Here is an 11,464-nt window from a genome sequence, read left to right as displayed (position 1 = left end):
CCGCAAACCCTTGCTCGACAAGGAGTGTAGGAGTCGAAACCGACAAAGTCAACAGTATCTTATGTCTTATATAAGACACATCTATCGAAGGGAAAACCCTAGACGTGCCCCGGCGCTTTATGATGAAATGCGCGCATGAATTCGAACCCGGCGAATCCTGTGAACCCGAATGGCCAGGGGGCCGCGGGCGAAGGTGTATCCGCTGTTTCCGCTGCTGCGTCGCCTACATTCAGCCCTTTGTATCAGCAGATCAAGGGTTTGATTACGCAGAGCCTCGAAAGCGGCGAATGGAAGCCGGGCGAGATCATTCCTAGTGAAGTCGAACTGGCCGCGCGTTTCAAGGTGAGTCAGGGTACGGTGCGCAAGGCGATCGACGAACTCGCCGCCGACAACCTGCTGGTGCGCCGTCAGGGCAAGGGCACCTTCGTTGCGACGCACAACGAAGAACGCGCGCAGTTCCGTTTCCTGAGATTGCTCGCCGACGACGGCGCCGAGCATCCGCACGTCAGTCGTCTGCTCGAATGCCGGCGGCTGCGCGCATCGGCGGAAATCGCCCGACAACTCGATCTGAAGCCGGCCGATCCGGTCGTGTTGATCAAGCGTTTGCTGCAGTTCGACGGCGAAGTCACCGTGCTCGACGAGATCTGGCTACCAGGCGCCGTGTTCCGCGGGCTCACGCTCGAGCGGCTTTCGGAATACAAAGGTCCCCTCTACGCGATGTTCGAGACCGAATTCGGCACACGCATGATTCGCGCCACGGAAAAAATCCGCGCGGTCGCGGCGGAGCCTTCCGTGGCGGACCTGCTGCATGTGCCGGCGGGTTTTCCGTTGCTCTCGGTCGAGCGCGTGTCCTATACCTATGGGGATCGGCCGGTTGAAGTCCGGCGAGGTTGGTATGTCACAACCGGGTATTACTATCAGAACGATCTGAGCTGAATCGGGCTGAAACGAGGCGCGGCGTCCCACACGCGTGCCGATCGGAAGGCGCTTTCATTGCGCGCGCAGCAAAGGACCTAGGGTGGTTTTCGCTGCAGCGCGTTATAAAAAGGCGCTAAAATTGCGGATTAGTGTGACTACATAGTAGGGGTCTAGCATGGCAGAAGCGGTAAAGAAACCGAGGCCGGAATTCCGGAACATCGGTATTGGGCAAATATTGACGGCATACCGTCTCCCGCTGGCGGGGCGCGTGTCGATTCTGCATCGCGTGAGCGGTGCCTTGTTGTTTCTTTTCCTTCCGTTCCTGCTGTTCCTCTTCGATCAGAGCCTGACTTCCGAATTGAGCTTCGAAGTCTTCAAGGGCTTCCTCTCCAACATCCTCGTCAAGCTGATCACGCTGGTTCTCGCGTGGGCTTTCCTGTTCCATTTCTGCGCCGGCATCCGTCACCTTCTGATGGATACGAATCACGATGCCGTGTCGAAGGAAAAGGGCAAGTCGACTTCTATCGTCGTGTTTGTCGTGTCGTCGCTGCTCACCATCGCATTCGCGGCAAAACTGTTCGGAGCATTCTAAAAAATGGCAGCCAATAACCGAATCGGTTCGAAGCGTCTCGTCGTCGGCGCGCATTACGGCCTGCGCGACTGGCTCGCGCAACGTGTCACCGCCGTCGTGATGGCGGTGTACACGGTGATTCTGCTCGCGTGGTTCTTCCTCGCGCGCGACTTTTCGTACGACGGCTGGGCGTCGATCTTCGCGACGCAGTGGATGAAGCTCGCCACGTTCGTCACGCTTCTCTCGCTGTTCTACCACGCGTGGGTGGGTGTGCGCGACATCTGGATGGATTACGTGAAGCCCGTTGGCACGCGTCTCGTCCTGCAGGCGCTGACGATCCTCTGGCTGCTCGCATGTGCGGGCTACGCTGCGCAGATTCTCTGGAGAGTATAAAAGCATGGTTGCAATCAAGAATTCTCTGCCGCGTCGCAAGTTTGACGTGGTTATCGTCGGCGCGGGCGGCTCGGGGATGCGCGCGTCGCTGCAACTGGCACGCGCCGGTCTATCGGTCTGCGTGCTGTCCAAAGTGTTTCCGACGCGTTCGCACACGGTCGCTGCCCAGGGCGGCATCGGCGCTTCGCTCGGCAACATGAGCGAAGACAACTGGCACTACCACTTCTACGACACGATCAAGGGCTCCGACTGGCTCGGCGACCAGGACGCGATCGAGTTCATGTGCCGTGAAGCACCGAACGCCGTCTACGAACTCGAACACTTCGGCATGCCGTTCGACCGTAACGCCGACGGCACGATCTATCAGCGCCCGTTCGGCGGCCACACCGCGAACTACGGCGAAAAGCCGGTGCAACGCGCCTGCGCGGCGGCTGACCGTACCGGTCACGCGCTGCTGCACACGCTGTATCAGCAGAACGTTGCTGCCAAGACGCAATTCTTCGTCGAGTGGATGGCGCTGGACCTGATCCGCGACGCCGACGGCGACGTGCTCGGCGTGACCGCGCTGGAAATGGAAACCGGCGACGTCTACATCCTCGAAGGCAAGACCACGCTGTTCGCCACGGGCGGCGCAGGCCGGATCTTCGCGGCATCGACCAACGCGTTCATCAACACCGGTGACGGCCTCGGCATGGCGGCCCGTTCGGGCATCGCGCTGCAGGACATGGAATTCTGGCAATTCCACCCGACCGGCGTGGCCGGCGCGGGCGTGCTGATTACCGAAGGTGTGCGCGGCGAAGGCGGTATTCTGCGTAACTCGAACGGCGAGCGTTTCATGGAACGCTACGCACCGACGCTGAAGGATCTGGCGCCGCGCGACTTCGTTTCGCGTTCGATGGACCAGGAAATCAAGGAAGGCCGCGGCGTGGGTCCGAACAAGGATCACGTGCTGCTCGACCTGTCGCACATCGGCGCCGAGACCATCATGAAGCGTCTGCCGTCGATCCGCGAAATCGCGCTGAAGTTCGCGAACGTCGACTGCATCAAGGAGCCGATCCCGGTCGTGCCGACCATCCACTACCAGATGGGCGGTATCCCGACGAACATCAACGGTCAGGTCGTCGGTACGCCGAAGGGCCACGAAGAAGTCGTCAACGGTTTCTACGCAGTGGGCGAATGCTCGTGCGTGTCGGTGCACGGTGCGAACCGTCTCGGCACGAACTCGCTGCTCGACCTCGTGGTGTTCGGCCGTGCTGCCGGCAACCACATCGTCAAGCACGTGAAGGAACTGAAGGAACACAAGCCGCTGCCGGCAGACGCAGCCGACTTCGCGCTGTCGCGTCTGGCGAAGCTCGATAGCTCGTCGTCGGGCGAGTACGCACAGTCGGTCGCGAACGACATCCGCGGCACGATGCAGAAGCACGCTGGCGTGTTTCGTACCTCGGCGCTGCTGGCCGAAGGGGTCGAAGCCATCCGCGAAGTGGCGGCGCGCGTCGACAACATCCATCTGAAGGACAAGTCGAAGGTCTTCAACACGGCCCGCGTCGAAGCGCTGGAAGTGGCGAACCTGATCGAAGTGGCACGCGCCACGATGGTCTCCGCCGAAGCGCGCAAGGAAAGCCGTGGCGCGCACGCGCAAAACGACTTCGAACATCGCGACGACGAAAACTGGCTGCGCCATACGTTGTGGTTCAGCGAAGGCGATCGCCTCGACTACAAGCCGGTTCACATGCAACCGCTGACCGTCGAATCGGTTCCGCCGAAAGCGCGTACCTTCTAAGGCACAAGTCAAAGGAATTCAGAGAAATGGCCAAGCGTACATTTGAAATTTACCGCTACGATCCGGACAAGGACGCCGCTCCGCGCATGCAAACGTACGAGATCGAAATCGACTCGCACGAACGCATGCTGCTCGACGCGCTCGTCAAGCTGAAGGCGCTCGACGAAACCCTGTCGTTCCGTCGCTCGTGCCGCGAAGGCGTGTGCGGTTCGGACGCAATGAACATCAACGGCAAGAACGGCCTCGCGTGCCTGACGAACCTGAACGACCTGCCGCAGAAGATCGTGCTGCGTCCGCTGCCGGGCCTGCCCGTCGTGCGTGACCTGATCTGCGACTTCACGCAGTTCTTCAACCAGTATCACTCGATCAAGCCGTACCTGATCAACGATACGCCGCCGCCGGAAAAGGAACGTCTGCAGTCGCCGGAAGAACGCGACGAGCTCGACGGCCTGTACGAATGTATCCTGTGCGCGAGCTGTTCGACGTCGTGCCCGAGCTTCTGGTGGAATCCGGACAAGTTCGTCGGCCCGGCCGGTCTGCTGCAAGCCTACCGCTTCATCGCGGATAGCCGCGACCAGGCAACCGGCGAGCGCCTCGACAACCTGGAAGACCCGTATCGTCTGTTCCGTTGCCACACGATCATGAACTGCGTCGACGTTTGCCCGAAGGGCCTGAACCCGACGAAGGCAATCGGCAAGATCAAGGAATTGATGGTTCGCCGCGCTGTCTAGTATCAATGAGCCCCGCGCTCCCTGGCGCGTGCTGCCCCGAGAGGGCAGTCAGTGCGCTTGGGCGCGGCGCGGGGTGTACCGACATGACCGATACATCGCATCAGTCCGACCCTCTCCGCCGCGCGCGTCTTCGCTGGCGCGCACGGCGGGGCCTGCTGGAAAACGACCTGATTTTCGAGCGTTTTTTCAGCCGATATGAGCATGACCTCAGCGATGCCGACGTTGGCGCACTCACGCGCCTGCTCGAGCTGAGCGATAACGACCTGATGGACTTGCTGCTCGCACGCAAGGAACCAGAAGGCGATCTAGCCGACCCGGACGTGGTCCGGGTTCTGGAGTTGCTGCGCAATGCTTGAGCGCCGCCAGTCCGTTGTTCCAGGCGTGCAATTATCGAAACCCTGTATCCATACTTCGATTGAGGATGTGCTATGACCCCGTCAGATGTTAAAGCCACGCTATCGTTCAGCGACAATTCGCCGAGCGTTGAAATGCCGATTTACAAGGGCACGATTGGCCCCGATGTAATCGACATTCGCAAACTGTACGGCCAGACCGGCAAATTCACGTACGACCCGGGCTTCATGTCGACGGCGGCGTGCAATTCGGCGATCACCTACATCGACGGCGACAAGGGCGAACTGCTCTACCGCGGCTACGCGATCGACAACCTCGCGCAGAACGCCGACTTCCTGGAAACCTGCTACCTGCTGCTGAACGGCGAGCTGCCGAACGAAAAGCAGAAGGCCGAATTCGTCGGCACCGTCACCAAGCACACGATGGTGCACGAGCAGATGCAGTTCTTCTTCCGCGGCTTCCGTCGCGACGCGCACCCGATGGCGATTCTGGTTGCCGCGGTCGGCGCGCTGTCGGCGTTCTATCACGACTCGCTCGACATCAATAACCCGCGTCACCGCGAAGTGTCGGCAATCCGCATGATCGCGAAGCTCCCCACGCTGGTCGCGATGGCGTACAAGTACAGCATCGGCCAGCCGTTCGTGTATCCGAAGAACGACCTGTCGTACAGCGCAAACTTCATGCGCATGATGTTCTCGAACCCGTGCGAAGAGTACGTGGTCAACGACGTGCTGGTGCGCGCGCTCGACCGTATCCTGATCCTGCACGCGGACCATGAGCAGAACGCGTCGACGTCGACCGTGCGTCTCGCCGGTTCGTCGGGTGCGAATCCGTTCGCATGTATCGCGGCCGGTATCGCGTGTCTGTGGGGCCCGGCGCACGGCGGCGCGAACGAAGCCGCGCTGAACATGCTGGAAGAAATCGGCTCGGTCGACAACATTCCCGAGTTCATCAAGCAGGTGAAGGACAAGAACTCGGGCGTGAAGCTGATGGGCTTCGGCCACCGTGTGTACAAGAACTATGATCCGCGCGCGAAGCTGATGCGCGAAACCTGCCACGAAGTGCTCGAAGAGCTGGGCCTGCACGACGACCCGCTGTTCAAGCTCGCGATGGAACTCGAAAAGATCGCGCTCGAAGACGAATACTTCGTGTCGCGCAAGCTGTACCCGAACGTCGACTTCTACTCGGGTATCGTGCAGCGCGCGCTGGGCATTCCGACGTCGATGTTCACGTGTATCTTCGCGATGGCACGCACGGTCGGCTGGATCGCGCAGTGGAACGAAATGATCGCTGATCCTGAGCAGAAGATTGGTCGTCCGCGTCAGCTGTTCGTCGGCGAGACGCTGCGTCAAGCGAAGCCGATCGCACAGCGCTAAGCGCTGATCAACCGCGATACGCGCGCCTGGCCACGGCATTCGTGTCGCGCACAGGCGCGAAATGGGAGTAAATAAAACGCCTCAACGGGTCTGCCGTTGGGGCGTTTCTGTTTCTGCGGCGCCGCGGGCCGTGCATGCGGCGCATTGGCGCCGCCGCTCGCCGATGCTTGCCGGGTAACACCGATACAGGTATTGGCACTACCAGCCAACTCCATGTTTTTTATCGGTTTTTTCGCTGTTTAAGCAGCCCATCGCGGGGCGTCGCGTGGCATAATCGACCGACACAGTCAGCCCGCAGTCATTACTACCCCGCATACCATGGCACAGACTCTCTACGACAAGTTGTGGAACACGCACGTGGTCCACACGGAAGACGACGGCACCGCGATTCTCTACATCGACCGTCACCTGCTGCATGAAGTGACCAGCCCGCAGGCGTTCGAAGGCCTGAAAATGGCTCATCGTCCGGTGTGGCGCATCAGCGCGAACCTGGCCGTGTCCGACCACAACGTGCCGACTACGGACCGCAGCCACGGCATCGCCGATCCGGTCTCGAAGCTGCAGGTCGACACGCTCGACACGAACTGCGACGCCTTCGGCATCACGCAGTTCAAGATGAACGATCAGCGTCAGGGCATCGTCCACATCATCGGGCCGGAACAGGGCGCTACGCTGCCGGGTATGACGATCGTCTGCGGCGACTCGCACACGTCCACGCACGGCGCGTTCGGCGCGCTCGCGCACGGCATCGGCACCTCGGAAGTCGAGCACGTGCTGGCCACCCAAACGCTGCTGCAGAAGAAGAGCAAGAACATGCTCGTGAAGGTCGAGGGCCAACTGCCGCGCGGCTGTACCGCGAAGGACATCGTGCTCGCGATCATCGGCAAGATCGGCACCGCGGGCGGCACCGGTTACGCGATGGAATTCGGCGGCTCGACGATCCGTTCGCTGACCATGGAAGGCCGCATGACGGTCTGCAACATGGCGATCGAAGCGGGCGCGCGCGCCGGCATGGTCGCCGTCGACGACACCACGGTCGAATACCTGAAAGGCCGTCCGTTCTCGCCGCAGGGCGCCGAGTGGGATCACGCGGTCGAGTACTGGAAGCAGTTCAAGTCGGACGAGGGCGCGCATTTCGATCACGTGGTCGAGTTGAACGCCGCGGAGATCGTGCCGCAGGTCACCTGGGGCACGTCGCCGGAAATGGTCACGCCGGTCGACGGCCGCGTGCCGGATCCTGAGCGCGAGAAAGACCCGGTCAAGCGCGACGCGATGGAGCGCGCGCTCAAGTACATGGCGCTCGAGCCGAACGCGCCGATCGAGTCCATCAAGCCGGATAAAATCTTCATCGGGTCGTGCACCAACGCGCGCATCGAAGACATTCGCGCCGCGGCTTACGTCGTGAAGAAGCTCGGCCGCCGCGTCGCGCCGAACATCCGTCTGGCGATGGTCGTGCCGGGTTCGGGTCTGGTGAAGGCGCAGGCGGAGCGTGAAGGCCTCGACAAGGTCTTTACCGACGCCGGGTTCGAATGGCGTGAGCCGGGCTGCTCGATGTGTCTGGCAATGAACGCCGACCGGCTCGAGCCGGGCGAGCGTTGCGCGTCCACGTCGAACCGGAACTTCGAAGGTCGTCAGGGCGCTGGTGGCCGCACGCACCTGGTGAGCCCCGCAATGGCCGCGGCTGCAGCCATCGAAGGGCATTTCGTCGACATTCGCAAGCTTGGATGAATCGCATGATGAAGAACATGAATCGCATCACTCTATTGCGCCGCTTCGCACTCGGCACGCTCGCCGGGCTTCTGCTCGGCCTGGCCGGATGCAACACGGTGCACGGATTCGGCCAGGACATGTCGCACCTCGGCAATTCGATCAGCAATCACGCTGAGAAATAAGCGGTTTTTGATTTTTGCCGGCGATGCGGCGCGGCGGGTTCCAACCGTTGGTCGCATCGCCCGTTCCTGAACAGGCGCAAGCGTCATGGATAAATTCATCGTACACACCGGCGTCGTGGCGCCGCTCGATCGCGAGAACGTCGACACGGACGCGATCATTCCGAAGCAGTTCCTGAAGTCGATCAAGCGCACGGGCTTCGGTCCGAACGCGTTCGACGAATGGCGCTACCTCGACCACGGCGAACCGGGTCAGGACAACTCGAAGCGTCCGCTGAACCCGGACTTCGTGCTGAACCAGCCGCGTTACCAGGGCGCCTCGGTGCTGCTCACGCGCAAGAATTTCGGCTGCGGAAGCTCGCGCGAACACGCGCCCTGGGCGTTGCAGCAGTACGGCTTTCGCGCGCTGATCGCGCCGAGCTTCGCTGACATCTTCTACAACAATTGTTTCAAGAACGGCGTGCTGCCGATCGTGCTGACCGAACAGCAGGTTGATCATCTGTTCAACGAGACGTATGCGTTCAACGGCTTCGAGCTGACGATCGACCTCGAAGCGCAAGTCGTGCGTACGGCCGACGGCGGCACCGAATATCCGTTCGAAGTCGCGGCGTTCCGCAAGTACTGCCTGCTGAACGGTTTTGACGACATCGGCCTCACGCTGCGTCACGCGGACAAGATCCGCCAGTTCGAAGCGGAGCGTCTCGCGAAGCAACCGTGGCTGAACAATCGCCTCGTCCGTTAAGCGAACCCGTGAGAGCGTAGGCGCGGCTAGTCCGCGCCCGCGTCGGTTTGCGCGAGAAACACCCGAAAAAATCATCAAGGAATTCGCATGAAGATCGCAGTATTGCCGGGCGACGGCATCGGTCCCGAAATCGTCAAGGAGGCCGTCAAGGTCCTGAACGTGCTCGGCGAGACGTTCGAACTCGAAGAAGCGCCGGTCGGCGGCGCGGGCTACGAAGCGAAGGGCCATCCGCTGCCCGATTCGACGCTCGCACTGGCGAAGGAAGCCGACGCGATCCTGTTCGGCGCGGTCGGCGACTGGAAATACGACAAGCTCGAACGCGCGCTGCGCCCCGAGCAGGCGATCCTCGGTCTGCGCAAGCACCTGGAACTGTTCGCGAACTTCCGTCCGGCGATCTGCTACCCGCAACTGACGGGTGCTTCGTCGCTGAAGGAAGAGATCGTTTCTGGTCTCGACATCCTGATCGTGCGCGAACTGAACGGCGACATCTACTTCGGCGCGCCGCGCGGCGTGCGTACGTCGCCGGACGGCCTGTTCGCCGGCGCGAAGGAAGGCTTCGACACGATGCGCTATTCGGAACCGGAAGTGCGCCGCATCGCGCACGTCGCGTTCCAGGCGGCGCAAAAGCGCGGCAAGAAGCTGACCTCGGTCGACAAAGCCAACGTGCTCGAAACGTCGCAGTTCTGGAAGGACGTGATGATCGACGTGTCGAAGGAATACGCGGACGTCGAGCTGTCGCACATGTACGTCGACAATGCCGCGATGCAGCTCGTGAAGGCGCCGAAGTCGTTCGACGTGATCGTGACCGGCAACATGTTCGGCGACATCCTGTCCGATGAGGCGGCGATGCTCACCGGCTCGATCGGCATGCTGCCGTCGGCGTCCCTCGACAAGAACAACAAGGGCTTGTACGAGCCGTCGCACGGTTCCGCACCGGACATCGCCGGCAAGGGCATTGCGAATCCGCTCGCTACGATCCTGTCCGCCGCGATGATGTTGCGCTATTCGCTGAACAAGGCCGAGCAGGCCGATCGCATCGAAACCGCGGTGAAGAAAGTGCTCGAACAAGGCTATCGCACTGGCGACATTCTCACGCCGGGTTGCAAGCAGGTCGGCACCGCCGCGATGGGCGATGCCGTCGTGGCCGCGCTGTAAAACGCGCGCAATAGTCAGGTCACCAATACTGACCATTAAAGCGCGAATCGGCCATGAAACAGGCCGATTCGCGCGTCATACGGCGAAGAACGCCGCCAGTTTTCTGTTTTCGTGTATATTGTTGCGATGGCTCAGATCTCCCAAATCTCCTCGATTTCAAAATTGCACGGCGCAACGGCCCGTGCAATCGAGTTCGCCATTACCATCAAAACCATTACCCCGAAAACGATCACGAAGCGCTGATCGTCCGTCGTGCCCGCCCATCTTCCCCGCGCGGTCACTGCGGGCAAAGATGCGGGGAAGTTTCCATTCGAAGGGTATGAAGTCATGAACGTAGGTCTCGTAGGTTGGCGCGGCATGGTCGGCAGCGTCCTGATGCAACGCATGCAGCAGGAAGGCGATTTCGACTTGATCGAACCGGTGTTTTTCAGCACCAGCAACGCGGGCGGCAACGCGCCGTCGTTCGCCAAAAACGAGACCAAGCTCAAAGATGCGACAAGCATCGAAGACCTGAAGAAGTGCGACGCGATCATCTCCTGCCAGGGTGGTGATTACACGAACGAAGTGTTCCCGAAGCTGCGCGCGGCGGGCTGGAACGGCTACTGGATCGACGCGGCTTCGTCGCTGCGCATGAAGGACGATGCGGTCATCATTCTCGATCCGGTCAATCTCGACGTGATCAAGAACGCGCTCGTCAAAGGTCAGAAGAACTTCATCGGCGGCAACTGCACGGTCAGCCTGATGCTGATGGCGCTGGGCGGCTTGTTCCGCGAAAACCTCGTCGACTGGATGACGGCCATGACTTACCAGGCCGCCTCGGGCGCGGGCGCGCAGAACATGCGCGAACTGCTGTCGCAAATGGGCACGCTGAACGGCGCGGTGAAGAACGAACTGGCTGACCCGGCTTCGGCGATTCTCGACATCGACCGCCGCGTGCTCGAAGCGATGAACAGCGACAGCATGCCGACCGACCATTTCGGCGTGCCGCTCGCGGGCTCGCTGATTCCGTGGATCGACAAGGATCTCGGTAACGGCATGTCGAAGGAAGAGTGGAAGGGCGGCGCGGAAACCAACAAGATTCTCGGCAAGCCGGCCATGGGCACGCCGGGCTCGATTCCGGTCGACGGTCTGTGCGTGCGGATCGGCGCAATGCGTTGCCACTCGCAAGCGCTGACGATCAAGCTGAACAAGGACGTGCCGCTCGACGAAGTGAACGGCATCCTCGCGTCGGCCAACGACTGGGTCAAGGTCGTGCCGAACGAGCGCGAAGCGTCGATGCGCGATCTGTCCCCGGCGGTCGTCACCGGTACGCTAACGGTGCCGGTCGGCCGCGTGCGCAAGCTCGCGATGGGTGGCGAATATCTGTCGGCCTTCACCGTCGGCGATCAGCTGCTGTGGGGCGCGGCTGAACCGTTGCGTCGTATGCTTCGCATTGTGCTCGACAAGTAAAGTAAACTACGCGCTCACGACGCGTAGACAACTCAAGAAGCGTCGCGCTTGCGCGGCGCTTTTTTCATTCTGTGCTCCGATCATCTTGTCTTTCCACTCGCAAAAA

At 61.2% G+C, this 11,464-nt stretch carries 13 protein-coding genes; 12 read left to right on the top strand and 1 reads right to left on the bottom strand.

Annotated features, from left to right (window positions below):
• Positions 1 to 135: 135 nt before the first annotated feature.
• From VSR82_RS05980 to leuB, 11 genes are all read left to right on the top strand, one after another.
• Positions 136 to 936, top strand: coding sequence for a GntR family transcriptional regulator (locus tag VSR82_RS05980; protein WP_013092930.1), 801 nt, complete (start codon positions 136 to 138; stop codon positions 934 to 936).
• A gap of 157 nt (positions 937 to 1,093) precedes the next feature.
• A complete protein-coding gene (gene sdhC, locus VSR82_RS05975) occupies positions 1,094 to 1,510 on the top strand; it encodes a succinate dehydrogenase, cytochrome b556 subunit (protein ID WP_368584177.1) in 417 nt (138 codons plus the stop codon).
• 3 nt (positions 1,511 to 1,513) lie between these two features.
• Positions 1,514 to 1,882 (top strand): succinate dehydrogenase, hydrophobic membrane anchor protein, encoded by a 369-nt coding sequence (gene sdhD, locus VSR82_RS05970; protein WP_013092932.1) that lies wholly within the window; start codon positions 1,514 to 1,516, stop codon positions 1,880 to 1,882.
• A gap of 4 nt (positions 1,883 to 1,886) precedes the next feature.
• On the top strand, positions 1,887 to 3,662 hold the full coding sequence (gene sdhA / locus VSR82_RS05965) for a succinate dehydrogenase flavoprotein subunit (RefSeq protein WP_368584176.1): 1,776 nt from the start codon (positions 1,887 to 1,889) through the stop codon (positions 3,660 to 3,662).
• Positions 3,663 to 3,688: 26 nt separating this feature from the next.
• Positions 3,689 to 4,393, top strand: a complete 705-nt coding sequence (locus tag VSR82_RS05960) for a succinate dehydrogenase iron-sulfur subunit (protein ID WP_008924387.1) — start codon at positions 3,689 to 3,691, stop codon at positions 4,391 to 4,393.
• 83 nt (positions 4,394 to 4,476) lie between these two features.
• Entirely contained in the window at positions 4,477 to 4,749 is a 273-nt protein-coding gene (locus VSR82_RS05955; protein ID WP_008924386.1) for an FAD assembly factor SdhE, read from the top strand.
• A gap of 72 nt (positions 4,750 to 4,821) precedes the next feature.
• On the top strand, positions 4,822 to 6,123 hold the full coding sequence (gene gltA, locus VSR82_RS05950) for a citrate synthase (protein WP_368584175.1): 1,302 nt from the start codon (positions 4,822 to 4,824) through the stop codon (positions 6,121 to 6,123).
• Positions 6,124 to 6,441: 318 nt separating this feature from the next.
• Entirely contained in the window at positions 6,442 to 7,851 is a 1,410-nt protein-coding gene (gene leuC / locus VSR82_RS05945; protein WP_368584174.1) for a 3-isopropylmalate dehydratase large subunit, read from the top strand.
• A gap of 5 nt (positions 7,852 to 7,856) precedes the next feature.
• A complete protein-coding gene (locus tag VSR82_RS05940; RefSeq protein WP_013092936.1) occupies positions 7,857 to 8,015 on the top strand; it encodes an entericidin A/B family lipoprotein in 159 nt (52 codons plus the stop codon).
• 85 nt (positions 8,016 to 8,100) lie between these two features.
• Complete coding sequence (gene leuD / locus VSR82_RS05935) at positions 8,101 to 8,754, top strand: 3-isopropylmalate dehydratase small subunit (RefSeq protein ID WP_410848772.1); 654 nt, start codon at positions 8,101 to 8,103, stop codon at positions 8,752 to 8,754.
• A gap of 87 nt (positions 8,755 to 8,841) precedes the next feature.
• Positions 8,842 to 9,909 (top strand): 3-isopropylmalate dehydrogenase, encoded by a 1,068-nt coding sequence (gene leuB / locus VSR82_RS05930; RefSeq protein ID WP_429456421.1) that lies wholly within the window; start codon positions 8,842 to 8,844, stop codon positions 9,907 to 9,909.
• A 131-nt stretch (positions 9,910 to 10,040) separates the two neighbouring features.
• Here leuB and VSR82_RS05925 read toward each other — a convergent pair whose 3' ends face one another.
• On the bottom strand, positions 10,041 to 10,238 hold the full coding sequence (locus tag VSR82_RS05925) for a hypothetical protein (RefSeq protein WP_368584171.1): 198 nt from the start codon (positions 10,236 to 10,238) through the stop codon (positions 10,041 to 10,043).
• Between VSR82_RS05925 and asd the strand changes: the two genes are divergently transcribed.
• Positions 10,237 to 11,358, top strand: a complete 1,122-nt coding sequence (asd, locus tag VSR82_RS05920) for an aspartate-semialdehyde dehydrogenase (protein WP_368584170.1) — start codon at positions 10,237 to 10,239, stop codon at positions 11,356 to 11,358. The genes VSR82_RS05925 and asd overlap by 2 nt on opposite strands.
• Positions 11,359 to 11,464 lie beyond the last annotated feature (106 nt).

Source organism: Burkholderia sp. JPY481, assembly GCF_038900515.1.
Taxonomy (GTDB): Bacteria; Pseudomonadota; Gammaproteobacteria; order Burkholderiales; family Burkholderiaceae; genus Paraburkholderia; species Paraburkholderia youngii.
The sequence above is the reverse complement of the archived record's forward strand: the minus strand, read 5'-3'. Positions and strand labels throughout refer to the sequence as shown.

Bases quoted from the DNA above. Each gene is read 5' to 3' on its own strand.
- VSR82_RS05940 (WP_013092936.1), top strand. From the start codon at position 7,857: ATGATGAAGAACATGAATCGCATCACTCTATTGCGCCGCTTCGCACTC.
- asd (WP_368584170.1), top strand. From the start codon at position 10,237: ATGAACGTAGGTCTCGTAGGTTGGCGCGGCATGGTCGGCAGCGTCCTG.
- leuB (WP_429456421.1), top strand. From the start codon at position 8,842: ATGAAGATCGCAGTATTGCCGGGCGACGGCATCGGTCCCGAAATCGTC.
- sdhD (WP_013092932.1), top strand. From the start codon at position 1,514: ATGGCAGCCAATAACCGAATCGGTTCGAAGCGTCTCGTCGTCGGCGCG.
- sdhC (WP_368584177.1), top strand. From the start codon at position 1,094: ATGGCAGAAGCGGTAAAGAAACCGAGGCCGGAATTCCGGAACATCGGT.
- gltA (WP_368584175.1), top strand. From the start codon at position 4,822: ATGACCCCGTCAGATGTTAAAGCCACGCTATCGTTCAGCGACAATTCG.
- VSR82_RS05980 (WP_013092930.1), top strand. From the start codon at position 136: ATGAATTCGAACCCGGCGAATCCTGTGAACCCGAATGGCCAGGGGGCC.
- leuD (WP_410848772.1), top strand. From the start codon at position 8,101: ATGGATAAATTCATCGTACACACCGGCGTCGTGGCGCCGCTCGATCGC.
- VSR82_RS05955 (WP_008924386.1), top strand. From the start codon at position 4,477: ATGACCGATACATCGCATCAGTCCGACCCTCTCCGCCGCGCGCGTCTT.
- VSR82_RS05960 (WP_008924387.1), top strand. From the start codon at position 3,689: ATGGCCAAGCGTACATTTGAAATTTACCGCTACGATCCGGACAAGGAC.
- VSR82_RS05925 (WP_368584171.1), bottom strand. From the start codon at position 10,238: ATGACTTCATACCCTTCGAATGGAAACTTCCCCGCATCTTTGCCCGCA.
- sdhA (WP_368584176.1), top strand. From the start codon at position 1,887: ATGGTTGCAATCAAGAATTCTCTGCCGCGTCGCAAGTTTGACGTGGTT.
- leuC (WP_368584174.1), top strand. From the start codon at position 6,442: ATGGCACAGACTCTCTACGACAAGTTGTGGAACACGCACGTGGTCCAC.